Origin of the sequence: Nocardia xishanensis NBRC 101358, assembly GCF_001613365.1 — a bacterium.
GTDB classification, from domain to species: Bacteria; Actinomycetota; Actinomycetes; order Mycobacteriales; family Mycobacteriaceae; genus Nocardia; species Nocardia xishanensis.
Map to the genome: position 1 here is coordinate 58511 of NZ_BDCF01000007.1, position 23828 is coordinate 82338.

23 protein-coding genes are annotated in these 23828 nt (G+C 69.7%); 10 read left to right on the forward strand and 13 right to left on the reverse strand.

The window, feature by feature from the left end:
• The first annotated feature begins 34 nt into the window (after nucleotides 1–34).
• The gene (locus NX1_RS07900; RefSeq protein WP_068056135.1) at nucleotides 35–1426 is read left to right on the forward strand and encodes a M1 family metallopeptidase; all 1392 of its coding nucleotides are present in this window, start codon (nucleotides 35–37) and stop codon (nucleotides 1424–1426) included.
• A 6-nt stretch (nucleotides 1427–1432) separates the two neighbouring features.
• On the opposite strand, the gene NX1_RS07905 is transcribed toward NX1_RS07900, so the two are convergent.
• Complete coding sequence (locus tag NX1_RS07905) at nucleotides 1433–2272, reverse strand: hypothetical protein (RefSeq protein ID WP_068056137.1); 840 nt, start codon at nucleotides 2270–2272, stop codon at nucleotides 1433–1435.
• 288 nt (nucleotides 2273–2560) lie between these two features.
• Between NX1_RS07905 and NX1_RS07910 the strand changes: the two genes are divergently transcribed.
• Entirely contained in the window at nucleotides 2561–3088 is a 528-nt protein-coding gene (locus NX1_RS07910) for an LppU/SCO3897 family protein (protein ID WP_068056139.1), read from the forward strand.
• On the opposite strand, the gene NX1_RS07915 is transcribed toward NX1_RS07910, so the two are convergent.
• Nucleotides 3089–5386, reverse strand: coding sequence for a helicase-associated domain-containing protein (locus NX1_RS07915; protein ID WP_068056141.1), 2298 nt, complete (start codon nucleotides 5384–5386; stop codon nucleotides 3089–3091).
• Nucleotides 5387–5821: 435 nt separating this feature from the next.
• Here NX1_RS07915 and NX1_RS07920 point away from each other — a divergent pair, with 435 nt between their 5' ends.
• Nucleotides 5822–6010, forward strand: a complete 189-nt coding sequence (locus NX1_RS07920) for a hypothetical protein (protein ID WP_068056142.1) — start codon at nucleotides 5822–5824, stop codon at nucleotides 6008–6010.
• An 83-nt stretch (nucleotides 6011–6093) separates the two neighbouring features.
• Here the strand turns inward: NX1_RS07920 and NX1_RS07925 are convergent, their stop codons facing one another.
• Both NX1_RS07925 and NX1_RS07930 read right to left on the reverse strand, forming a co-directional pair.
• Complete coding sequence (locus NX1_RS07925; RefSeq protein ID WP_068056145.1) at nucleotides 6094–6726, reverse strand: resuscitation-promoting factor Rpf1 domain-containing protein; 633 nt, start codon at nucleotides 6724–6726, stop codon at nucleotides 6094–6096.
• Between the two features lie 379 nt (nucleotides 6727–7105).
• A complete protein-coding gene (locus NX1_RS07930; RefSeq protein ID WP_068056148.1) occupies nucleotides 7106–7348 on the reverse strand; it encodes a hypothetical protein in 243 nt (80 codons plus the stop codon).
• A gap of 202 nt (nucleotides 7349–7550) precedes the next feature.
• On the opposite strand from NX1_RS07930, the gene NX1_RS07935 reads away from it, so the two are divergent.
• The gene (locus NX1_RS07935) at nucleotides 7551–7976 is read left to right on the forward strand and encodes a cold-shock protein (RefSeq protein WP_174555466.1); all 426 of its coding nucleotides are present in this window, start codon (nucleotides 7551–7553) and stop codon (nucleotides 7974–7976) included.
• Nucleotides 7977–8059: 83 nt separating this feature from the next.
• On the opposite strand, the gene NX1_RS07940 is transcribed toward NX1_RS07935, so the two are convergent.
• From NX1_RS07940 to NX1_RS07950, 3 genes are all read right to left on the reverse strand, one after another.
• Nucleotides 8060–8590 (reverse strand): DUF2771 domain-containing protein, encoded by a 531-nt coding sequence (locus tag NX1_RS07940; RefSeq protein WP_068056150.1) that lies wholly within the window; start codon nucleotides 8588–8590, stop codon nucleotides 8060–8062.
• Entirely contained in the window at nucleotides 8587–10431 is a 1845-nt protein-coding gene (locus NX1_RS07945; RefSeq protein ID WP_068056152.1) for an MFS transporter, read from the reverse strand. Before NX1_RS07945 ends, NX1_RS07940 begins: the two co-directional genes overlap by 4 nt.
• Nucleotides 10432–10520: 89 nt before the next feature.
• Nucleotides 10521–11294 carry a glutaminyl-peptide cyclotransferase gene (locus NX1_RS07950; protein WP_068056154.1) on the reverse strand — a complete coding sequence of 258 codons (774 nt, stop codon included), beginning with the start codon at nucleotides 11292–11294 and terminating at the stop codon, nucleotides 10521–10523.
• Nucleotides 11295–11311: 17 nt separating this feature from the next.
• Here NX1_RS07950 and NX1_RS35160 point away from each other — a divergent pair, with 17 nt between their 5' ends.
• Together NX1_RS35160 and NX1_RS07960 are read left to right on the forward strand one after the other, a co-directional pair.
• A complete protein-coding gene (locus tag NX1_RS35160; RefSeq protein WP_157119585.1) occupies nucleotides 11312–13051 on the forward strand; it encodes a DUF3027 domain-containing protein in 1740 nt (579 codons plus the stop codon).
• A complete protein-coding gene (locus NX1_RS07960; RefSeq protein WP_068056188.1) occupies nucleotides 13051–15951 on the forward strand; it encodes a sacsin N-terminal ATP-binding-like domain-containing protein in 2901 nt (966 codons plus the stop codon). Before NX1_RS35160 ends, NX1_RS07960 begins: the two co-directional genes overlap by 1 nt.
• A 4-nt stretch (nucleotides 15952–15955) precedes the next feature.
• Here the strand turns inward: NX1_RS07960 and NX1_RS07965 are convergent, their stop codons facing one another.
• Nucleotides 15956–16570 (reverse strand): TetR/AcrR family transcriptional regulator, encoded by a 615-nt coding sequence (locus tag NX1_RS07965; protein WP_245668384.1) that lies wholly within the window; start codon nucleotides 16568–16570, stop codon nucleotides 15956–15958.
• Between the two features lie 126 nt (nucleotides 16571–16696).
• Between NX1_RS07965 and NX1_RS07970 the strand changes: the two genes are divergently transcribed.
• Nucleotides 16697–18745 (forward strand): neutral/alkaline ceramidase, encoded by a 2049-nt coding sequence (locus NX1_RS07970; RefSeq protein ID WP_068056157.1) that lies wholly within the window; start codon nucleotides 16697–16699, stop codon nucleotides 18743–18745.
• Here the strand turns inward: NX1_RS07970 and NX1_RS37785 are convergent, their stop codons facing one another.
• A complete protein-coding gene (locus tag NX1_RS37785) occupies nucleotides 18746–18988 on the reverse strand; it encodes a DUF2530 domain-containing protein (RefSeq protein WP_068056159.1) in 243 nt (80 codons plus the stop codon).
• 63 nt (nucleotides 18989–19051) lie between these two features.
• On the opposite strand from NX1_RS37785, the gene NX1_RS07980 reads away from it, so the two are divergent.
• Nucleotides 19052–19489 carry a MarR family winged helix-turn-helix transcriptional regulator gene (locus NX1_RS07980; protein WP_068056161.1) on the forward strand — a complete coding sequence of 146 codons (438 nt, stop codon included), beginning with the start codon at nucleotides 19052–19054 and terminating at the stop codon, nucleotides 19487–19489.
• A gap of 90 nt (nucleotides 19490–19579) precedes the next feature.
• On the opposite strand, the gene NX1_RS07985 is transcribed toward NX1_RS07980, so the two are convergent.
• Nucleotides 19580–19981 (reverse strand): YccF domain-containing protein, encoded by a 402-nt coding sequence (locus tag NX1_RS07985; RefSeq protein ID WP_068056163.1) that lies wholly within the window; start codon nucleotides 19979–19981, stop codon nucleotides 19580–19582.
• A gap of 98 nt (nucleotides 19982–20079) precedes the next feature.
• Entirely contained in the window at nucleotides 20080–21285 is a 1206-nt protein-coding gene (locus NX1_RS07990) for a GNAT family N-acetyltransferase (RefSeq protein ID WP_068056190.1), read from the reverse strand.
• A 128-nt stretch (nucleotides 21286–21413) separates the two neighbouring features.
• Between NX1_RS07990 and NX1_RS07995 the strand changes: the two genes are divergently transcribed.
• Both NX1_RS07995 and NX1_RS08000 read left to right on the forward strand, forming a co-directional pair.
• Entirely contained in the window at nucleotides 21414–22217 is an 804-nt protein-coding gene (locus NX1_RS07995) for a TrmH family RNA methyltransferase (protein ID WP_157119586.1), read from the forward strand.
• Between the two features lie 11 nt (nucleotides 22218–22228).
• On the forward strand, nucleotides 22229–22546 hold the full coding sequence (locus NX1_RS08000; RefSeq protein ID WP_068056192.1) for a DUF2537 domain-containing protein: 318 nt from the start codon (nucleotides 22229–22231) through the stop codon (nucleotides 22544–22546).
• A 31-nt stretch (nucleotides 22547–22577) separates the two neighbouring features.
• Here the strand turns inward: NX1_RS08000 and NX1_RS08005 are convergent, their stop codons facing one another.
• Together NX1_RS08005 and sepH are read right to left on the reverse strand one after the other, a co-directional pair.
• Nucleotides 22578–23321: a DUF6928 family protein gene (locus NX1_RS08005; RefSeq protein ID WP_068056168.1), complete on the reverse strand. Its 744-nt coding sequence runs from the start codon at nucleotides 23319–23321 to the stop codon at nucleotides 22578–22580.
• Between the two features lie 234 nt (nucleotides 23322–23555).
• A partial coding sequence (sepH, locus tag NX1_RS37790; protein WP_245668385.1) for a septation protein SepH occupies nucleotides 23556–23828 on the reverse strand: 273 nt, incomplete at its 5' end.

The window sequence follows — 23828 nt, forward strand, 5'->3', positions numbered from 1 at the left end:
GAATCGGGGTGTGGTGGAAAGGGGCGGTGGTCGAATGAGGTTGTCCGGCTTGGTGTGTGGTGTGGTGGCCGCCTTGCTGCTCACGGCAGCCGGGCCCGCGAACGCCGATCCGTTCGTCGGCGCTCCCGGCCTGGACGATCCCTACTACCCGATGGACGGCAACGGCGGCTACGACGTGGTCCACTACGACGTCACCATCGACTACGACCCGCCGACCTATCAGCTCACCGGCACCGCCCGCATCGCCGCCGTCGCGACGCAGGCGTTGCGCGCGTTCAATCTCGACTTCGCCGGGCCGGAGGTGCGGATGGTCTCGGTGAACCATCAGCCCGCCTCCTTCGACCGCAACGGCGAGCACGAGCTGACCGTCACGCCGCTGCTGCCGATCCTGCCCGGGTTGCCGTTCACGGTGACCGTCGACTACGCGGGCGAGATGACCAACACTGTGGGGGAGGGCTGGACCTTCGCGCCGAGCGGCGGCGCGTTCGTCGCGGGCGAGCCGCACTCCGCGACCACCTGGTACCCGCTCAACGACACCCCATTGGACAAGGCAACCTTCGCGCTGCACGCCACGGTGCCCGCCGAGTGGGAGGTCATGTCCAACGGACTTCGCACGCAGAACACGGTGGTCGCCGACAAGCGCACGGTCAGCTGGGAATCGCGGGTTCCGGTCCTGGGCTACCTGACAACCGTCGCCATCGACCACTTCAGCTTCCTCGACCAACGGCGCGCCAACGGTACCCCGCTGGTGAGCGCCTTCGCGCCCGATGCCGAGCACAACAGGGAGTACGAGGAGCGGTTGCCCGAGATCCTCGATTTCGCCGAGCAGCTCTACGGGCCGTACCCGTTCGAGGCCGGCGGCGGTATCTACGTCGACGCCGACATCTTGTTCTCCCTGGAGACCCAGACCCGGCCGATCTACTCGCCGCGCAGCGACCTGCAGACCGTGGTGCACGAGATCGCGCACCAGTGGTGGGGCGACGCGGTGTCGGTGCGGCAATGGTCCGACATCTGCCTGAACGAGTGCTTCGCCAGTTACACCGCCGACTACCTGTGGCCGGAGCGGATGGAAGGCGAGGACGTCGACGCGCAGTATCGCGAGACCATCGCGAAATGGTATGACAAACAACGCTTCTGGGATATCCCGCTGGAAAATCCCGGCGCTGGTTTCGAATTCACCTCGGTCTACTACCGCGGCCCGCTCTTCCTGCACGCGCTGCGCAAGCAAATCGGTGACGACGCGTTCTTCGGCGCGACAAGGGAATTCCTCGCCAGGCACGCCTACGGGAACGCGTCGATGCCCGAGTTCCGCACCTTTGTGCAGTCGAAGACCGGGACGGATCTGACCGGCTTCTTCGACGCGTGGCTGAATCAGACCTCCCCGCCCGCCGACGAATATTTGTACCCCGGCGACCTGCGACTCTGATCCGGGTCAGTCCCGCACTCGCTCCTCCGCCCGCCGCACCCACCGCTGCGCCCGGTCGAGCTGACGCTGCGCCGCGCGCAACTTCTCTTGGGCGCCGCGTTCGGCGGTGCGGGCGAATTGCTTCTCCTGCTCGGCGTGCTCGAGTTCGGCGCGTAGCCCGGTGATCCTGTCCTCGATCTCCGTGCGCCGCGCCGCCGTCTCGTCGGCCTCCCGCTGTGCCGAATCCACTGCGGCCGCAGCGGATTCGAGGGTGGCGCGGGCGTCCTCCAGCTCCTGCTCCGCCTCCTCGTCGCGCTGCTTCTCCGGCTTCTCGCGCGCCTTCTTCTTCGACGGCGCAGAACCTTTGCCGTCCACCGCGACCAGTGCGGGACCGGTGGGCCCGAAACCCTCGTAGTTCGCGGCGGTGGCCAGCGTGCCGGTGCGCACCTGCTCGGCGACCTCCGGATCGGCAAGTGCCGCGGTCAGGGTCTGCCCCACCTCGCGCAGGACGCTTTCGCTCACCGGTTTGCCCGCCTCGCCTGCCAGCGCCCCCGCCCGCCGGGCCAGCGCGTTGACCACCTGTTGCCGCTGCGTGGTGAGGGTGCGCAGCTGGTCGCCGGACAGCTTGCGCTGCGCCGTGCGCAGGGCGTCGCCGAGCCGCAGCAGGGCGTCCACCTCGTCCGGGACCGAGCGGGCGAGCAGATTCACCGCCCACGCGGTCACCGTCGGCTTGCGCAGCTTGCCGATGGCGGACGCGAGCTCTTTGTCGCCCGCCTCTTTGGCCTCGGCGACTCGCGCGGCGCGCGCCGCGACGAACTCGGTGGGCTGCACCGCGTAGAGCTCGCCGGCGACGTCCTCGAGCGTCATACCTGCCAAGCGTAACGACGGGCCGCCGTCGGACGACACAGTCGTCGTATTGGACGAACGTCCACCATGTGGGCGATCTGCGAGAGGCATTGCTAGTGAACTACTTTGGTCTGCAACTGCTCGGTCAACTGATCCCGCGCGTACTCGGCTTCGCGATCTTGGGAATGTACGGCGCCGGCTTCTGAGCCACGCCACGTCGTTCGACGAGGCTGATGCGGCCACCGCGATCGTGAAGGTATCCTCACCGCGTTCACGCCCGTGGACGTATTCGGTGAGAGAGGTTTTCCCGTGAAGTTCCCAGGAACGAGGCTGCTGGCACGTGTCGTGCTCGCCCTCCTGGCGGTGGCCGCGCTCGCGGCCGCGGTGACCGGCTGTTCTGCGATCGACAACGCGACCAAGTCCGACGTGGCCAAGACGAAGGTCGGTGACTGCATCAACATCACCGACAACTCGCCCACCGCGACCGAGGGCGAGCCGATCGATTGCTCCTCGCCCAAGGCCGTGTACAAGGTGCACCAGAGCTTCGACCAACAGACCGAATGCGCGTCGAAGGAGTACACCAGCTACACCGAGCAGCTGGCCAGCGGCGGCACGGCGTTCCTGTGCCTAGCGCCCAACTTCGCCCAGGGCGCTTGCTACAACGATGTCGGCACCTCGCCGTACAAGTGGGTGGACTGCTCCTCCACCGAGGCCACCTTCAAGGTCCTGCAGCGCGTGGACGGCCAGACCGACGAACTGCTCTGCGAGAGCGCCGAGGAGTTCATCACCGTCTCCGACCCCAAGACCCTGTTCTGCGTGGGCAAGCCCAACAGCTGATCATTCCAGCAGCGCGACCGACGCGATCCGGTGCAACGTGAAGTGCCGGACCGCGCCCGTCACCGGGTCCAGCGCGTCGAGCTGTCCGTTGCCGACCTTCAACGGCTCGACGACGCGCTGTGACGCGACGCCGGAGGCGTCGACATACCCGATGTTCACCGGCCGCCGCACTCGCGCCGCCAATTGCAGCAGCGCGAGGGTGGCGGCCGTGCTGGTTCTGGTGCCGTCCGTGCGCACCGACTGGCCTGCGCGGGCGCTGGCCGCGCGCTCGCCCGCCCTGAGCTCGGCGACGAGCAGTTCCAGCTGTTCGGTGCTCGGCGGCGTCGGCCGATAGGCCTGGCGCGCGTTCGGGCGCACCGAGATGCGGGCGCCACGCCTGCGCAGATCGACGATCGCGCCCGCCGAATCCTCGCCCGCGGGCGCGAAACCGGCCGCGCGCAGCTGTTCGAGCACCTCGCCCAGCGGCGCCTGCGAAATCGCGACCGTCGGGGCCACCGCGCGCAGCGCCAGCGCGGACGCGACCGGGGCGGCGAGCACCTGGGCGAGCAGCGTCGGGTCGTCGCTGCGCACGAACGACTGCGCCATGCCCGCCCGCAGCCTGCCGTGCCTGCGGGCCACGTCATCGATGAGATAGGTCAGCGCCTGCGGGATCGGCGTGCGGGAATGCGTGGCGAACAGCGTGTGCAGCTCGGCAGCCGTGAGCCCGGCGTCGAGGGCGCGGCGCACCGAGTCCTCGCCGATTCGGTAAACCGTTGCCGCACCGGCCGATTCGACGTCGGCGACGAGAGCGACCCGCTGCTGGAGCTCGGCCGTCAGCGGGCCGGGCGCGATCACCGTCAGGTCGGCCTGCACCAGCACGTGATCGACCGGGGCCGGCAGCGCCGCCTCCATGGCGACCTCGGCGTCGGCCGCGCTGGTCACCCCGCCGTGCAGCAGCGCGCGGGCGGGCGACCCGAGCGCGCCGCGTCCGACGAGACCCACCTCGGCTGCCTCGCGCACGGTGTTCTCCACCGCCTCGCGCCGGAAGTGCCTGCGCCTGCGCGGCTGCCGCCAGGCGAGGAGGCGGCCGATGTCGGCGGGGTCGACGGCGGCGCCGGACGGATACTCGGCGAGCAGTTCGAGCACGGCGCGGCGGTCGCGCGGCGCGGTCGGGGTGCGCAGCTCGAGGGAGAGCGCGGCCAGCGGCTTGTCGTTGGCGTCGCGCATGCCGATCATCCACGGCATCCGGTCCAGGTCGAGCCACACCATGGCGAGCACCGTCCAGCGGCGGGCGGGCGGGCCGTCCAGCCAGCCGTCGGCGGCGGGGGTCGGCGCCCAGAAGTCGTCCACGGAGTCGTAATCCGGCGGCGGGTCCGGCTGCCCCTTCTCGATGAGCTTCGCGGCAGCAAGCAGCTCCACGAGCAGACCCGCCCTCATCTCGTCGACGCCCGTCTGCTTGGCGATGCGGCGCAGCTCCCGCACGCCGAGCCCGCCCGCGCGCAGGGCTGGTGCGGGCGCTTGCCCGAGCGCCTCCAGGATGTCGGTGCAGTGGCGCAGCAGCTCACCCACCTCGCCCGCGGCGACGGCGTTCACATCGGCGGGGGCGTGCTTGGTCAGCTCCGGCTTCGGTGGCATGAGGGCATGCGGGTGGGTCACCGGCTCGCGGCGCAGCACCTGGCCCACGGTGATCGGCAGCTCGACGGTCTCGTCGTCGACGCGGTGCAACAGCCGACGGGCGAGCAGCTGCTGCACCGGACGGTCGGGGGGAGTGCCCGGTGCGGCGTCCCTGGTGCGGCCGCGCGGACCGGTGCTCGCCAGCTTCTCGAGCAATGCGCGTTCGGCGGGGGCGATCTCGGCCAGCGCCGCGACGCTCTCGGCCTCGGTGAGCGCGTCGGGCAGTTCGGTGCTGCTGCCCATCGGCCATGGCAGCGCCTCGGCCGCGGCGGCGACCAGGTGCAGGTCGTCACGGTCGAGCCAGACCAGCGCGCGGGCGGTCAGCCGTTCGAGCGACTCCTCGATCGCGGCCTTGGTCGCGCGTCCTTTCAGTTGCGCGTGCAACGCCTTGCGGGTCAGCGGCGCGCTGTCGCCCGGCGCTCGCGTAGCGCCGTGCACCGCAAGCGTTTCCACGAGGGCGAAATCGAGGGTGTTCAGATCGTCGGTGGCGCGCAGCACGGAAGCGCGCTGTTCGGCCCTCGCCGCGAGCACCGTCATCGAAGACGGCAGCGGCACGGCGAGATCGGGCCGCAATTGCAGCAGGTGCACCAGTTGGTCGTCGCTGCGCGCACCGAGCCACGCGGCAAGGGCACTGGTCACGGTCATCCGATCCAGAGTAGTGCGCAGACTCGCCGATCGCCGGTCCAGGACACCCGATCCCCTCGCCTACGCCCCGCCACTCCCTCTCCGGACACTCCTGCCCCCGTAGCCCGCCGATATGCCCTAGGCAACGACAGATTTCGCACGGCCCGGGTAACTCGCCAGGGACGGCTAACCCAGCCCCCTTCCTCCCCGCCGGCCGCCACACCACCCTGCTCTCACCCGAATCCGGCTGCTCCATCGCAGGACATCCCGTTAGCCGCTGGCGATAACCGATATACCCGACGCACCGCCGGATCTCGCACGGCCCGGATAACTCACCGGGTACGGGCTAACCCAGCCCCTTCCTACCCGCCGGCCACCGACGCCAGAAAGCCCCGCACCCGAGTCTGGCCTTAGGCGCGGAGATGCGGGGGAGGCGGGGGGAGCTAGCATGAGGGCGTGGTGAACAAATCTAAGAAACCCTATGTCGACAACGGTTGGCCCCAGGTGGCCGATGGTGATCACGCGGTCACCGAGCTCTCGTCGACCCGTTCCGGTGGACTGTCGCCTTACGGCGAGGACACCGAGTTCCCGGTCCCGGCCGAGCAGCTGGCCTACGTGCATCCCCAAACGGTGATCAACCGCTGATCTCGCCGATCACGGCCGTAGGTACGAACAAGGCCCCCGCATCCTCGTTGATGCGGGGGCCTTGTTCGTGAACGGGGCGAAGATCAGGAGGGCAGCAGGCCCTTGTTCGCCTCGTAGAAGTTCACGACCGTGGGGTCGAGGGTCACGCCATTCGCCTTGGCGGCATTGAAGAAATCGAGTGCGGGCTGCGGGATCTGCACGCCCTGCTGCTGCACCGCGGCGATGGCGCGGTCGACGGCCTGGAAGATCTCCTGGTTGGCGTCGGCGGCCTGCACCTGCTGCGGGGCGGACGGCTCGGGGTTCCAGCGCGGGGTCTCGGCGGTGGACGGAGCGCTGCGCTGGGAAGGGGAGCTCTTGAGGCCGAGCTTGGCCGAGCACGAGGGCCAAGCGCCCCAGCCCTGCGAGGCAAGGACCTTCTCGGCGACGACGATCTGCTCTTCGCGGCTGGCCTGGTTGGCGGTGGCCGCGTACTCCTGGCCGCCGTGGGAATTCCACGTGCTCGGGGAGAACTGCAGGCCGCCCTGGAAACCGTTGCCGGTGTTGATGCCCCAGTTGCCGCCTGCTTCGCACTGCGCGAGGCGATCCCAGTCGGAGTCGGGAGCCGCGCTGGCGTTTCCAGCGAGGGCCACACCTGCGGTACCGAAGATCGCGCCGGTGACGGCGACCTTGGCTACGGTGCGCCCGGTGGAGGTCGGCTTGCGATGGCGTCCACTCATATCGGGTGTCTTCCTCTCGTCCGCACCTGCGAGGTTTCGCTCGGGTTCGGACTGAGAGGTCGTCCGTCCCGCCCCCGCCCCTGTATTCCGTCGGGGTCCGGTACCCGCGGGGCGAGGTTCGGTGCGGCGGGCCGGTGGTGCCGGGTGTCCCCGGCTGGGATAGACCGTACGTCGATCGCCGCGAAAAATCACTATTTGGTAACCGGCGTGTACCCGTCGGTCTCGAACTGGTCTCGGCGGGTGCGAAATCCCTTCCGCGCAGCTAGAGGCGGCGTCGTGCACACGGTTCCCGCCCGTTGCCGGTCCGTGACCCGCCTGGAATGTGACGAGGATCACACAGGTGAGTGAGTAACGAACCGCTCGGGTAAGCAGTTGCCGGTCATCTGGACCTGCGGCCGGACCAGAGCGCGAACACCAGTGCGCAAAGGAAGCCGACGGGCGTCAGCATCGCGAGCAGATACAGCCACAGCCCTGGCCGCCCATCGGTGAGTATCGGCGTCAGGAAGATCGCGATGATGGCCAGCAATCCGATCGCGAACAGGCCGAGCGCGAGCTTCAACAACCAATCTCCGGCGCGGCGCGGCGAGCTGCTCGGCGGCGGCGGTACGGGAGGGTTCGTCACCTCTCGACGGTAAAACTGATGTGCTTCGGTTATCGCCACCGGGGTAGACTCGATGACAATCGCGTCCTACAAGCTTGTGGGGCGCGTTCTTTTCGCAAACTGACAGGAGCTGCTCCCGGCGGAATTCGCCGCGCAGTTTCGAGCAGACGGGTGTGCTCGGACCGACCGGGTCCGGGTTTCGAATGATGAACGGGTGAGCGCAGTGCCGACCGGCAGGGTGAAGTGGTACGACGTCGAAAAGGGCTTCGGCTTCCTTTCCCAGGACGAGGGTGAGGACGTCTACGTCCGCTCGTCCGCGCTGCCCGACGGTGTCGAAGGCCTGAAGCCCGGGCAGCGTGTCGAATTCGGCATGGCCGCGGGCCGCCGCGGTCCGCAGGCGTTGAGCCTCAAGCTGCTCGAGGCGCCGCCGTCGGTGCGCCAGGGCCAGGAGCGCGAGCGCAATACCCGCAAGGAGCCCGCGGGCCCGCGCCGCACACCCGACGAGCTGCACGGGATGGTCGAGGACATGATCACCCTGCTGGAGACCAAGGTTCAGCCGGACCTGCGCAAGGGCCGCTACCCGGATCGCAAGTCCGCGCGGACCATTTCCGAGGTCGTCCGCGCCGTGGCGCGCGAGCTCGACCACTGACGGTCGCTCGCTTTCTCGCGACGAGCCGATCTCTGTCGTGACCGATCCGCCGGGAGGCCTTGTGCGCCCGGCGGATCGAGCGTTCAGGCCGTGCGGATCGACCAGGCGGCGTGCGGAACGGTTGTCTCCCGGCCGTTCTCGTCGATCGCGGGCACCGGCAGCTGCAATTCCACACCGATGAGCCGGAGTTCCGGCAGCGGGCGCGAATCGATGGTCAGCGCGAGCGCGCCATCGGGGTAGTCGTTGTGGCTGATGACGCGATCGACCACATCGCCGTTGGGCAGCGCGTAGACCAGCTGCGCCAGCCACGGCGCGTCGGCGATCGAGCGGGGCAGCGACAGTTGCAGCGGATAGCCGGGAGGCACTTCGAGATCGATGGATTCGCCACCGCGGCAATTGGACAGGTCGAGCTGATCCTCGCCGACGATCCTGATGTCGCAGTACTGGTACGGCGGCACGGTGACCGACCTGCCGTGCGCGTAGGCGGTGATCTCGGGGTCGTGGTCGGGCGCGTTGCGCACCGTCACGGTCACCACGACGGCGACCGCGGCGGCGACCAGCAACAGCGCGCCCGCGGACAGCGCGGCGATGGTGCGGCCAGTGAGCTTGTTCACCAGATCGGATCTCCCGTTTCTCGTTGGATGCTGTCGCCGTGCGGTTTACGCGCCACGGGCACTTCCTGTTCCGCGTGCTGCGGCCGGTTCCCGCCGAGGCCGGGCAACAGCGAATGACCGCGATAGCTGACGAAGGTCTGGATCAGTCCGAGCACGAGTATTCCCGAGACGACCGCGAAGCCCTTCCAGTAGTCGGTCGGCAGCAGCACGCCTGCCGCGCCGCCGACCACCCAGCTCAGCTGGAGCACGGTCTCCGAGCGGCCGAATCCGGACGCGATCGACTCGGGCGGCAGGTCGTCCTGAATCGACGCGTCCAAGGACACTTTCGCCAGCGCGCTCGCGCCCGCCGCGACGAGGGTGGCCACGGCCGCGCCGAGCAGGTTGTCGGCGAAGATCGCGAAGATCGCGACCCCGGTGCACGCGGCGGTGCAGCCGAGCACGATGAGCGATGGCCTGCCGAGCGCGAGGCGGGCGCCGGTGGCGTTGCCCGCGAAGTTGCCGATCGCGGCCGCCGCGCCGACCGCGCCGAGCATCGCCGCCTGCTGCGCGGGCCGGTGCTCGGTCGCCTTGGCCACGAACGCCAAGTAGAAGGTCAGGAATCCGGTCAGCACGCGGATGGCGCTGTTGCCCCACAGCCCGGTCACCACGGCACGGCCGAGCGGCTGCCTGCGTTTACGCAGGGGCACCGCGGACGGCGTGCCCTCGCGCAGCACCTCGGTGTGCGCGTCGTCGCCGTGGTAACCCAGCGTCGCGGGCACCTCGCCCTCGGTCACCTCGACCCACCGCGGGATGCGCAGGCTCAGATAGGTGCCGGCGCCCGCGATCAGCACGGCGAGCACGAGCGCGCCCGTCGAGCCCGCGATGGCCGCGAACAGCGCGGCTATGGCTCCCGCGCCGATGGTGCCGCCGACGAGACCGAAGACGGTGAGCCGGGAATTGGTGCGCACCAGGTCGATATCCGGTGGCAGCACGCGCGGCGTCACCGCGCTCTTGAGCACCGAGAACGACTTGCTGCCGATCATCATGCACAGCGCGAGCGGATAGAGCGCCCAGGTGTCGAACTGCAGGATCAGCACCACCGCGAGCACGGCGCGGGTGCCGAACGAGGTGGCCAGCGCCAGCCTGCGGCCGCGCTGGAGCCGGTCGAGCAGCGGACCGATCAGCGGCGCGATCACCGCGAACGGCGCGATCGTGATCAAGAGATACAGCGCGACCTTGGACTTGCTCTCCGCTGTCGCGCTGGCGAAGAACAGGGTGTTGGCCAACGCCACCGCGATCGCGGCGTCCAGCGCGAAGTTCGCCATGGTGGCGTAGGTCAGCGCGGTGAGGCCGGACTTGTCCGCGCCGTCGGCCTTGGCGGCGCGCTGGAAGGTGGCGATGCCCTTCTCGGTGAGTTCCTTGCCGCGCAGCGCGGCGACCCGGGTGACGGTCAGCTTGCGCGGAGTGCGCTGCTCGCTCGGTGGAGCGGCGGGTTCCTGGCGTACGGGCTCGGGCGGCGGGTCCTGCGCCTCGAAGCGCTTGGTGTCCGCGGGCTGCGCGGGCGCGTTCGGGAAGACGCGGCGCGGGTCCTTGTGGGTCGGCTCCCCGGGCGGACCGGGCCGGGCGGGAAGCTTTCGGGTCTGCCCCTGCGGGTCGGGCTCGGGCGGTGACGTCTTGCGCAAAGGGCCGAGTGGGCGGCGCCGCGGCGTGTTGCGGTTGGGATCGAGCGGCGGCAGCGGCCTGCGCCGGGGCGACCCGTTGGGCGGGGGATACCGGTCGTAGCCGGGATGCCGTTCGATCGGCGCTTCCTCGCCATCCCATGGACCACGCTCGGGACCGAAGGGATCGCGCGGAGTAGTCACCCCTCAATTCTGTCGTACTGCGACGACAGGAACTCACCGGCGCTCCACGTTGCGGGGCGGAAGTGACGTTCCTCGCGTCCCGCTACGGCTCAGTCGGGCACGAAACGGACCTCGAACATGGTCGGCCAGTGTTTCCCGGTGATCAGGAAGCGGTCGGTGCCGGGCAGCTGGGCGATGCCGTTGAGCACGTCGGCGGTGGCGCGCTGCTCGCGAGTGAGTAGCGCGGAGGCGTCTGCGGCGCCGAGCACATGGCCGGAATCGGGGTCGATGCGCAGGATCCGGTTCGTCGGGTAGTCGTTGGCGTAGACCGAACCGTCCGCGGCGCAGTCGAGTTCGTTCAGGTGCGCGCGCCTGCTGTCCCGGAGGGTGACCGAACCGGTCGGCGCGAAGGTGACCGGATCGCGGAAGGTCAGTGTGTCCGTTCCGTCGCTCATGACCAACCGCCCGTCGCGGGTGCACAGCCCCCAGCCCTCGCCTCGGTACGGGGCCTGGGACCGGGTTTCGAGGGTGACCGGATCGCGGGCGAAGGCGACGCCGTGCTGCCAGGTCAACTGCCACAGCGTGTCGCCCGCCCTGGTGATTCCCTCGCCGAAATACGGTTCCGGCAATTCCGCCCTGGCCAGCTCGGCGCCGGTGCGCAGATCGGTGGCGCGCACGGTGGAACGGCCGGTCATTCCGGTGCCTTCGTAGAGGACGTCGCCGTCCACCTCCAGCCCCTGCGTGAAGGCCTCCGGATCGTGCGGACGGACGCCGACGACCTCGATCCGCAGCCGCGGCGGCTCCGGCTCGGCGTCGCCGCAACCGCCCGTCAGGAGCGAACCGACCAGCACACCCATGGCCAACGCACGCCGATTCCGCTCCATACGGCAAAATGTAGGCCGTGAGCGCAGTTTCTGTTTCGGAGCCCGACGTCCGGCCGGTACTCGCCGAAGCCGTGGACCTGGCCCGCCGTGCGCTCCTGGCGCTGGAGCCATCCGCCGTCGGCGCGCACCTCGGTGTCAGCGCCGAGGACGAGAGCGCGGCGACCCATCGGTTCGAGGCCACTCTGCCCGGCTATCGCGGCTGGCAGTGGGCCGTTGTCGTGGCGGCGCCGCCGGGGGCGGACCGCGCGACGGTCAGCGAGTCCGCGTTGCTGCCCGGCCCGGACGCCCTCGTCGCGCCCGACTTCGTTCCGTGGGAGCAGCGCATCCGCCCGGGCGACTTGGCGCCCGGCGACCTGCTCGCCCCGGCGCAGGACGATCCGCGCCTGGTGCCCGGTTACATGGCCAGCGGCGATCCGGAGGTCGACGAGGTCGCGCTGGAGATCGGCCTCGGCCGCGCCAAGGTGCTCAGCGAAGAGGGCCGCATCGAGGCCGCAGAACGCTGGTATTCCGAATACGGCCCAGAGACCGACATGGCCAAGGCCGCTCCCGCCACCTGCGGCACGTGCGGCTTCTACCTGCCGCTGGCGGGCGCGCTGCGCGCCGCCTTCGGTGTCTGCGGTAACGCGATGGGCGCAGACGGCCGCGTGGTGCACACCGAATACGGCTGCGGCGCGCATTCCGACGTGGTCGCGCCGACCGGCGGCGGCTCCCCGCTCTACGAGGCGTACGACGACGCCGCCTTCGACGTGATTCCGCCCGAGGAGCTGGGCAAGTCGTCGGCCGTGGTCGCAGGTGACGGGGCGCCGTCGGCTCCCGAAGCCGCGAGCGATGAAAAGGCTGCGGGCGAGAGTGTTTCCGCTGCGGCCGAGACCGAGACGTCGGTCGTCGAGGGAGAGAGCGCCACCGCCCCTGTCGATTCGGACGCCCAGGAGACCGCGACCAGCGACACCGAGTCCGATACCGAGGTCGGCCGCGACGACGTATCGCTGGAGGGTCCGAGCGTCGAGCACACGGAGCCGGTCGCCGAGACCACCGCCGTCGCCGAATCCGCTGCTGCCGTCACGCATCCGGAAGCGATTGCCGACGCCACCGCCGCCGAGTCGGCCGTGGCCGCTGCGGTGGAGACCGAAAAGGGTTCGGAGACGGCCGGTTCGGTCGCCGACGAGGCGGTGACGTCCGAGCAGAGCGGTGTGCGGGAAGCGACGGCCGAGGAGCAGCCCGCCGCCGACGCGTCGGCGACCCCGGAGGCGAACGCGGCCGAATCCGTGACCGGCGAGGAGCCGTCGCTGAGGTCGGATGCGGCCGAATCCGTAGTCGGCACAACGTCCGCCACCGAGCCGAACGCGGCTGAATCGATGGCTGGCGAAGTGCCGTCGGTGGAGACCGACTTCGAGGCCGAATCCGCGGTTGACGCAGCCCCCGCCGCCGAGCCGACCGCCGTGAACGTGGAAGCGGGCGACGTCGAGCCGTCGGTCCTGGTTGACGCCGCCGACGCAACGCTTTCCGCCGAGCCGCGTGCGGTGAACGTGGAAGCAGGCGACGTGCAGGCGTCGGCCACCGGTGACGCTTCGGCGACCTCGGAGTCCAGTGCTGCCGAGCCGGTGACGGGTGAAGCGCCGTCGCTCTCGGATGACATCGACGCCGATGCGCCCGCGAACGATACAGCCGCAGAGCCGGGTTCGACGCCCGGCGCGCAGGCGGATGCGGACGACGATGGGGAATCGCGGTCGGAGTCCGGGTCATCGCCGCGGAATTGATCGGCTCGGCCGACCCGTTCGGCACCGAAGGGCTGCGCGCCGCCGTTCTCGCCTCCTGGCGTGATTCGCCGACCAGGCTCAGGGAGGACGCCGCCACCGAGGCGGATCTGGTCCGCGCGGGTTACCGCGACCGGCTGCTGACCGAGCTGGCGCAGAACGCCGCCGACGCCGCCGCCAAGGCGGGCGTCCCGGGCGAAGTCAGGGTGCGGTTGGACGGCCGCACGCTGTCCATCGCGAACACCGGAGCGGCACTGGATCTTTCCGGTGTGCACGCCCTAACGGCCCTGCGGGCTTCCGGGAAGGCCGAAGCGACCGCGGTCGGCCAGTTCGGCGTCGGCTTCACCGCTGTGCTCGCGGTGAGCGACGACATCGAGTTCCGCTCCACCACCGGATCCCTGCACTTCTCGCGGGACAGAACGCGAGAGGCGCTGCGCGAGAGAGGGATAGCGACGCCGAACGCGGTTCTCCCAGATCGGCCTGCCGATGCCGACCCGGCCGCGTCGACCTTCCAGCCTCCCGCGCTTCGCTTGACCTGGCCCGTCGAGGCCTGCCCCGCAGAGGGTTTCGATACCGAGGTCGTGGTGCGCCTGCGCGCTGACGTGGACGCCGACGCGCTCTTGGCCGCCATGCACGACGAGGCCGCGGATCTGCTCCTGGAACTGCCTGCCTTGCAATCCCTTCGGATCGGCGACGACGAGTTCACCTCCGTGGTGCGCGAGCTCGGCGACGGTCTGGAGGAACTACGGGTGACCGGCCCGGACGAGCGCGGCCGCACCTGGTGGCAGTTCCGTACGCCGCGCGCGCGATGGCTGCTGCCGTTACGCGACGGCAAGCCACATGCCGCACCGCACGACGTCCTGCGCGCACCCACTCGCTCCGACGAGGAACTGTCCCTGCCCGCGCTGCTGATCGCCGACATCCCGATGCAGCCGGACCGGCGCCGCCTGCTCCCCGGCGCCCGCGTAGCGGAACTGGCCTCGGGCTATGCCGATTTCGCGCGAGCACTACCCCCGGCCGACCGGCTCGTTCTGGTTCCCACGCCGGGTTTCGACCGCAGCGAGGCCGACGGACTGCTCCGCGAGGCCCTCGTCCGCGAACTGCAAACCCATTCGTGGTTGCCGGTGGTCGACCAGAAAGCGGACGCCGACACCCCGAACGCAGGCGGTCTCGCCGACGACCTCGGCCTCGATTCGAGCTACGGCCTCGGCTCCGGCCGAGGCGTGATACCCACGGCCGTACCCGCCCGTGCGAGCGTCTTCCCTTACCTCACACCGGAATTGGCCCGCCTCCTGGATGACGTGATCGGCCCGCTCGTCATCCCCGAACTGTCGAGCAGCGCGCACGCCGAGGCGCTCGCGGTGCTCGACGTGCATCGCCTCGGCCTCGCGCGCCTCGCGGAGCTGTCCGGCGGTGTGGAGCGGCCGCCCGCCTGGTGGCGGGATTGGTACGCGGCGCTGGAACCGTTCGTCGTCGACCCGCTGACGGCGGAGGAGCTTGGGGCGCTGGCCGTTCCGCTGGCCGACGGCCGCTTGGTGACCGGTCCGCGCACCGTCGTCCTGGACGACATGCTCGAGCTCGCCATCCCGTTGCACTGGGCGCGCCTGGTGCATCCGGAGGCGACGCACCCGCTGCTGTCGCGCCTCGGCGCCCGTTCGGCCACCGCCGAGGACCTGCTCGCCGATCCGGCGCTGCACGCCGACCTTTCCGATCATCCGGACGATCCCGACCTGGTCGACGCGGTGCTGCGCCTGGCCGCGCACGCCGATCCCGACGCGCTGCCGCCCTGGCTCGGCATGATCGAATTGCCGGACAGCACAGGCGAATTGCTGCCCGCCGACGAACTGCTGCTGCCCGAGGCGCCGCTGTACGCGCTGCTGGTCGAGGACGCGCCGCTCGGCACCGTCGCCGAGGAGGTCGTGGCCGAGTACGGCGCGCAGGCGCTGCGGGCCGTCGGTGTCGGCTGGGATTTCGGCATCGTCGCCGAGTCCGATCCGACCGGACCCGACCACCATCTCGACGACGAAGAGGCCTGGTGGGCCGGCCTGGCCGAGGAGCCCGCCGAATTCGTCGCCGTCCGTGACCTGGACCTGGTCGACGACATCGCCTGGCCGGATGCCCTGCATCAGCTGCTAGCCGAACCGCGAACCAGGCGTCTGCTGGCCGACCCGGACGGCTACACCGCGTGGTGGCTGCGCAGGCACGCCCGCTTGGACGGCATCCCGCTCGGTCGTCACCGCCATCCCCTCGATACCGAATTCGCCGGACTACTCCCGGAATTCGCGGTGCCGGGCCTGAGCCACGGCGATTTGGAGGTGCTGCGCACCGTCCTGGCGAACCCGGAGCGAATCACCCCGGAGCTGGCGGACGCGCTGCTCGCCGCGCTGGCCGATCCGGCGAACAACCCTGAGCCGGAGGTCGTTTCGCGGGCGCACCGCCACCTGGCGGCCGCGGCGGACCGGCTGGACCTCACCGAGCTGGAGCTGCCGGAACGGGTGCGCACGCTGTCCGGCGCTGCGGTGCCGGCGGCGGAGGCGATGGTGCTGGATCTGCCGTGGTTCGGTCTCGCGCTGCCGCCCGACCGCCTGGTGTTCGGCGATCAGGAGACCGCATCCGCCCTGGCGACCCTGCTCGACCTGCCGCTGGCGTCGGAGTCGGTCAGTGCCGAGGTGCTCGGCGCCGGCCTGCGCACATCGTGGTCCGCCGCACCGTTGGGAGTCGTTCTGCGCCAGCTGTTCTCGCTCCCTCCGCAGGAGGGTGAGCTGGTGCTGCACGAGGACCTACGGGTACGGCTGTCGGGCGCGATGTCGGGGACGGTGTCGGTGCCCTGGTGGCGTTCGGGAGCCGAGACGCACGTCCGCATGCCGACCGCCGTCGAGGGAACGCCGCCCCCGGCTTCCTGAACGGCTACTTCGCGTATCCCGCGAGCATCTCGCTCAGCAGGTCGAGCTGGGCGCGCACCGCCTCGCTGTCGTTGTCCACGAGCCAGCGCAGCACGACGCCGTCGATGACGTTGAGGGTGAAGCGGCTCAGGGTCTCCAGGGGCACCGACCACTCGGTGGACGTGGCGTCGCGCGCGTGGTCGAGTACGTCCGCGAGCGTCGAGTCGTTGAAGGCGTACTGTTCGCGCGCGATGGCGAGCTTTTTCGGGGTCTGTTCCCCTTCGCGCAACGCATAAGTGGTTGTTTCGTAGGTGAGCAGTTGTCGTTCCGGTGTGGCTTCGATGTTGAGCCACATCAGTTCGAGTCCGGCGCGCACCAATTTTTGAAGTGCTTCTTTTCCACTTTCGACGTTCTGCCAAACTGTTTCATTGGCGTCAACGGAATCGCGTAATTCCATCGACAACGCTTTGACCAGCTCGGTCATCAGCGCGTCCTTATTTTCGAAACAGTAATGCACCACACCGAGCGAGACACCGGCTGCTTGAGCCACATCGCGCGTGGTCACGCCTGCCACGCCCTTTTTTTCGGCGAGGCCGATCGCGGCCTCGATAAGGTGGGCCCTTCGTTCTTCGACGCTCAATCGGGAGGACACCTCAGCGAGTTAAGCGCCCGCGGCGCGTGCAGTCAATTCGCGGCGCGGAAAAATCTGGACTGGACGAATGTCCAGTTGTGTGGTTCGCTGCCAAACGGAAGAAGGGAGGCCCGGATGCCGGTGTCACGTAGAACGGTTCTCGCCCGAACCGCGGTAGGTTCTGCCGCGCTCGTCGCCACGAGCGCCGTGCCGGGGCTGACCGCGACACTCGGCGCGAGCGCCGCCGCCGCACCCGATACGGGCTACCAGGTGGGCGTCGGAATCTCGGACATCACCGGCCCGGCCGCCGAATGCGGGATGATGGGCTACTCGCAGCTCGAGCAGACGACCGCGGGCATCCATCTGCGTCCGCGCGCCCGCGCGTATGTGATAGCCGCGGGCGGGCGACGCATCGTCTTCGTCGTCGCCGAGAACGGCATGATCTTCCAGTCGGTGCACCGCGGCGTGCTGCTCGAGCTGGCCCGCCGCTTCGGCGACCTCTACACCGAGCAGAACGTGCTGCTCACCTCGACCCACTCGCACGCGACCTGCGGCGGCTCCGCCCACGGCTACGCGTACAACCTGTCCATCCTGGGCTTCCAGCAGCAGGTGTACGACGCCGAGGTGAACGGGATCGTGGAGGCCATCGCGGCCGCGCACGCCGATCTCGCGCCCGCCGCCCTCGCGCTCGGCCGTTCGGAATTGCACGACGCAAGCGTCAATCGGTCGCGCGTCGCCTTCGATCGCAACCCCGCGGCCGACCGCGAGCACTTCCCCGACGCCATCGATCCGGCCGTGACCACGCTCTCGATTGCCAAGGGCGGCAAGCAAGTCGGCGCCATCACTTGGTTCGCCACGCACAATACCTCGATGACCAACGCGAACCGGTTGATCAGCGCCGACAACAAGGGCTACGCCTCGTTCGCCCATGAGCACACCGAACACGGCGTTCGATACCTCGACGGCGCAACGGATTTCGTGTCCGCCTTCGCCCAGACCAACGCGGGCGACATGTCGCCGAACCTGAACCTGCGCCCCGGCTCCGGGCCGACCGAGGACGAGTTCGAGAACACCCGCCTCATCGGCGAGCGGCAATATCGCGCGGCCAAGAACGCGCTGACCGCCGCTCGCGCGATGAGCGGACCGGTCGATTCCGTGCTCTGCTACATCGATCTGGCCGATATCGCGGTCGAGGGACGTTTCACGCCGGACGGACAGCCGCGGCACACGGCCCCGGCCGCCGCGGGTGTCTCGCTGATCGCCGGTAGCGTCGAGGACGGGCCGGGCCTGCCGGGCGGGCCGATTCCCGAGGGCGTGCGCAATCCGTTCCTGGACGCGCTCGGCGATCCGAACCAGGCTGCGCCTGCCTGGCTGGCGGATGCCCAGGCGCCCAAGGCGATCGCCGTGCCGCTGGGCCTGCTGCCGCCCGTGCCGTGGGTGCCCAGCGTGGTGCCGATCCAGCTCGTGCGGATCGGCGAGCTGTACCTGGCGGCCGCGGGCGGTGAATTCACCATCGTGTCCGGGTTGCGGGTGCGCCGCGCCGTGGCGGAGGCGCTCGGCGTCGGCCTGGAACAGGTACTGCTCCAGGGCTATGCGAACGCCTACCACGAATACGTCACCACGCCGGAGGAATACGACGCCCAGCAGTACGAGGGAGCGTCGACGCTGTACGGGCGCTATACCCTGCCCGCATATCAGCAGGAATTCCACCGCCTGGCAACGGCTTTCGCGGCACGAGCCGCGGTCCCGCGCGGTCCGGCGCCGCGGGACGTGTCGAATCTCCAGCCGAACTTCGTGCCCGCGCCTGGCCCGGACACCACGCCGCCCGGGCGCGGCTTCGGCGACGCACTGATCCAGCCCGCCTCCTGCGCCCGCGGGGAAAGAGTTGTCGCCGAGTTCGTTTCGGCGCATCCGAAGCACAACCCGCGACGCAACGGCACCTTCCTCGAGGTGCAGCGCCGAACCGGAACCGGCTGGGTGCGCGTCGCCAACGAGGGGGAGTGGGCGGTGCGATACCACTGGAGCAAGCGCGGCGCGGCCGAATCGGTGGCCAGGTTCAGCTGGGACGTGCCCGCGGACGCGGAGCCGGGCGACTACCGGTTCGTGCACTTCGCCGACAGCCTCGGCGCCGACGGCGTGCTGCGGCCGTTCACCGGGGTGAGCGCGGAATTCCAGGTGAGCTGATCACCGCAGACCGGTCTGTGCGCCCTTGTCGCCGCGCCGGGCGCCGCGGCGCTGGATCAGGAAGATGGTCAAGCCGATCAGGCCGACCACCAGCCCCATCAGACAGACGGGCCGGGCCGACTCCCAGCGTTCGCCGCTCGCCCACACGACGATGGTGGCGACCACCCACAGGGCGCTGCCGACGGCGAGCACCGGCCGTGGGTCGGTCAGCCGCGGTGGGATCTCCGGCACTTTCTGGGTCACGGCCTCAGCGTAGCGGCGGGAACCGGCGTCCCGCAGCCAGCGGGTCCCGTATCGTTTGCCACTGTGACAACGCCATCGGATGTTCGAGCCCTCGCCGGTGAACTGTCGCTGGCGGTGGTTCGGCTGACGCGACATCTCCGTGGGCGCCGCGCCGACGCACAGATCTCGCTCACCCAGCTCTCCGCCCTCGCCACGCTCGCGCGCGACGGCGCGATGACACCGGGCGCGCTGGCCGCCAAGGAGCGGGTGCAGCCGCCGTCGATGACCAGGGTGATCGCGTCGCTGTCCGACCTGAACCTGGTGGAGCGCAAGCCGCATCCGACCGACGGACGCCAGATCATCGTCTCGCTCTCCGAATCCGGCCGTGCGCTGATCGCCGACGAGGCCAGCGCTCGCGAAGCCTGGATGACCGAGCAACTCTCGACGCTCACCGCCGATCAGCTCGCGGTCCTCGAGCAGGCCGTCACGATCATGAAGCACATCGTCTCCGAATCGGAGTAACCCCTCTTCGCACCGGTTCCATACGCCTCGCAGCGATTGCGGGCGCTGCGAAGCGTGCGCACGATATGCGAGCTCAGGCGGTTCGCTTGTTCAGGCGGTGCCGAATGGTTGGTCGGAGTCGACGATCTCGCGGCCGAGGGGGAAGAGCGAGAGCGGGATGAACTTGAGATTGGCCCAGCCGAACGGGATGCCGATGATCGAGAGGAACAGCGGGATGCTGGTGAGCAGGTGGCCGAGGGCCAGCCACCAGCCCGCGACGATGAACCAGATGATGTTGCCGATCAGCGACCCCGCGCCCGCGCCCGGCTTCTCCACCGTGGTGCGGCCGAACGGCCACAGCACGTAGGCCGCGATGCGGAACGACGCGATGCCGAACGGGATCGTGATGATCAGGATGAAGCAGATGATTCCAGCGACGATGTAGCCGAGCGCCATCCAGAACCCGGCGAAGATGAGCCAGAGGATGTTGAGAACCAGCTGTAGCGGCTTCATGTTCTCCAGGATGCCAGCCCGCCGCCCGCCGCGGGGACATTCCAGGTCGGGCGTCGGACCTGCTCTCCGGAGGAAGCTCGGGTCAGCGGAACCACCGGTCAGAAGAACCAGCCGAGCACCGCGTCCCGGTCGGCGCCGAACGCCTCTTCCAGTGCGCGCAGCTTGCCGGAATCCTTGACCTGGAGCCGGTTCGCCGCGGCGAACGCGCGCGCCGGGTACGCGCCGAGATACATGCTGCCCAGGACGTCGATGCCGAGTTCGATGTCGGCCTCCCGGTCGGTGGACACGCACTCGGCGTGTCCGTCGCGCACGGTGAGCGCGAACGTGCCGCCGGCCTCGCGGAACGGGTCGGTGACGCCGAGAACGAGGTCGAGATCGGCGCGGTACGCGCGGGCCGTCAGCGCGACGGGAACGTTCATGAGCCGCAGCCAGAGGTTGTCGTAGCGCGCGGTGGTGCGGACCAGCCGCGGATTCCTGAGCAGGTACGGGAGCGGGTCGTTGTCGCTCAGCTCGGCCTTGATGCGCGTGACGAGGTCGAGCCCGAACAGCGCGCGCCAGAGCGCGGCGTGCGCGTCGGTGGTGACGGTGCGCATCTCGACGACGTCGACGACCAGCTCCCTGCCTTCGTGGTAGTAGCGGTAGAGCGCGTAGCCGTCCGAATGCAGCATCGTGAACAGGTCGGAGCCGCCGCCGCGGAATCGCTCCGGATCGGCGAACAGGTTTTCCCATGACGCGTCGGGGCGCACCTGCGCGCCCGGTGTCGGCCTGCGCCAGCGGTCGTAGATCTCGCGCACCCGGTCGCCGACGTCGGTGAGCATCACGAGCTCGACGCCGCTCGGATCCGGTGTGGTCGGCAGGAATTCGGCGAACCTGCGATCGATCTCGACCGCGTTCAGCCGTAACGTCGGCCCGTAACCGAACCGCCCGTAGATGCCGCCCTCGCTCGCCGTGAAGATGGTCAGCGGCAGGCCCTGTGCCTCGGTGCGCCGATGCTGCTCGGTGTACATGGCGCGCAGAATGCCTCGTCTGCGGTGCGTCGGCGCGACGCCGACCCCGGCGATGCCGCACGCCGAAACGGTCCGCTCGCCGGGCACCGTCAGGATCATCTCGCGCGACCGGACGTGCCCGACGACGCGGTCGCCGTCCACCGCCACGATGACGTCGCGCGGCGGGAACAACCGCGCCGAACGCTCCAGCCACGCCTCGTCCGACCTGGTGCCGAACGACGTCTCCACGAGTAGCCGCACCCCTGCCGCGTCCTCCTCGGTAGCCGATCGGACGGTGATGCCGGGTACGAGCGTCATGCGCAAGATCGTCACACGGCGGCCCGCTCACGCGCACCCGGTTTTCCGGCCGAAGGTCTGAGGAGAGGAACTGTCGCGGCGGACGGGTACGGTTTCCGGCGACCGGCCGGGGCGGGCAGGATATGGCGGTGGCCGAAGTGATCGATATCGATGACCCCAGCGATCCCCGGGTCGACGATTTTCGCGACCTGGCGTCGGCGGATCGGCGTCCCGACCTGCCCGGCCGCAAGGGGCTTGTGATCGCCGAGGGCGTTGTGGTCGTGCAGCGGATGCTTGACTCGAGGTTTCGGCCGAGCGGGTTGCTCGGGGTCGCCCGCCGGTACGAGCAGTTGACCGAGGATCTGGCCGGGGTGGATGTGCCGTACTACCGGGCGAGCGCCGAGGTGATGGCGGAGATCGTCGGATTCCACCTCAATCGCGGAGTGCTCGCGGTGGCTCGGCGGCCGCCCGAGCTGACCATGGACGAGGTGACCGAGGGCGCGCGCACCGTCGCGGTGCTCGAGGGCGTCAACGATCACGAGAATCTCGGCTCGATGTTCCGCAACGCGGCCGGACTCGGGGCCGAGGCGATCCTGTTCGGCGACCGCTGCGCGGATCCGCTGTACCGGCGTGCCGTTCGGGTGTCGATGGGTCATGTCCTCCGGGTGCCGTTCGCGCCGGTACCGGACTGGCCCGATGGCCTGGAGCTCCTGCGGCGCAAGGGTTTTCAGATCATCGCGCTCACCCCGAACCCGAAGGCGCCGAATTTGGCCACCGCCATGACGGGCGAACGGGTCGCGCTGCTGCTCGGTGCGGAGGGGCCGGGCCTCACCGAGGAGGCGATGCGCGCGACCGATGTGCGGGCCCGCATTCCGATGTCGCCGGGTACCGATTCGCTGAATGTGGCCACGGCCGCGGCTATGGCGTTCTATGAACGAGTGAGAACGTCGTGAGGGACGAGGACATGGTGGATCACCCGACGAACGGTGCGTACCGTCCCTATCCGCCCGCGCAGGATCCAACGCCGTGGGCAGCGGGCCTCACCGTGACGGTGATGGTCGCCCTGTTGGCTACCGTGGCCGTCTACGCGTTCGGTATCGCGCTGGCCCAGGTGCATCCGCTGCTCGCGGTGGCGGTGAATCTGGTGGCGGCGGGCGGCGCCGCGCCGACCGCGTGGCGTGCGCGGTTCACGCCGGTGACGAGGTGGGTGTTGCTCGGTTGCGGGGTTGGCGTTGTGCTCGGTTGGCTGGCGCTCGTCGTCGAGGGCCTGTCGGCGCTGTGAGGATGTAGAGCTGTGAGCACGCAAATCCGATTCAGCCGACCCGGTCGCCGCCGCGCAGCCAACCGAACAGCCCTCGCCTCGGCTTGATCTCGGTCCGAAGCCTTTCGGAATCGACCAAGGTCGAGTGGTCGGGCGCCGCGCCTTTCGGGTAGAGCGTGAACCCGCACACCGCGATGTCACCCGGTACCAGCGCCCCTTGGGCCGCGGGGGCGCGGTAGTGGAAGCCGAGCCATTCGTTGTTGGCCGCATCGGCGAAATCGGGCGGGTCGAAGGGGAGCGTATGCGGGTCGGGCAACTCCCCGGCATGCCAGCGGACGGGATGCTCGCCCGCCCAGAAAGGCCGCTCCCACACCAGCGGAAGCCCCTCGTCCTCCAGGATGTTCACCCTGGTCGAGCTGAACGCCCGGCGGAATTCCCCGCGCTCCCAGTGCGCGAACGCGCCCCAGCTGATGGCGGTGTCGAAGGAGATCAGATAGGTGTGGTCGGAGGCAAGGGGGCGGACCAGCAACTCCGGCAGTCTCGTCGGCCGCGGCAGTGCGGCCTGCGCCGAGCACAGCACGGTGACACCGGGATAGCAGCCGATGTACACCTCGTCGAGATCGGGGCCCGCGCAGCCGCCGAGAGTGCCGACCATGATCGGCACCACGTCGCGGTCGGCGTAGAGCTGCTTCGCCAGCGCCAGCGCGGCCTCGGGATCAGGGTCGTGATCAGCGCGCAGTACCGCCAACGGGTCGGAGGCGTCGACATACCAGAGGGACGAGGCTTTGGACAGCATTTCCGGCACCTCCGATGGTCGCACGAAACACTCCGCGAACTTCCCGCTACCTTTCGTGTCCGGCGACGACGCCCGTCGTCCGGCACGTATCGAAAAATCTACCCGCCTCGGACGACACGCGACGCGGCTTCGGTAACGGAACACGCCAGCGCACCGAAAATTTCGGGGTTCAGCAAACAGGACGAGTCATCCAGCAAACTTCGCAGGAAAATGCGCCGGGCGCGTCGGGCAGGCTCAGTGACCGGAGCTGCGCACGCCGAGCAGCACGTCCTCCCAGGACGGCATGGGCGCCTTCCCGCGCTTGGTGCGATTCGGCTTGGCGGGCGCGGACTTGCCGTTGGCGTTGCCGGACTTGGTGTTCTCCTCGGCGGGTGCGGTGTTCGCCGCAGGCGCCGGGGTGTTCGCGGACTGCGCGCCACCGGTGGGAGCGCTCGCCGCCGGGGCCGTGTTCGTGCTCGGCGCCTGCGTCGTGGTGCTGCTCGCGGCCGGGACGGCCGCTGCGCTGCC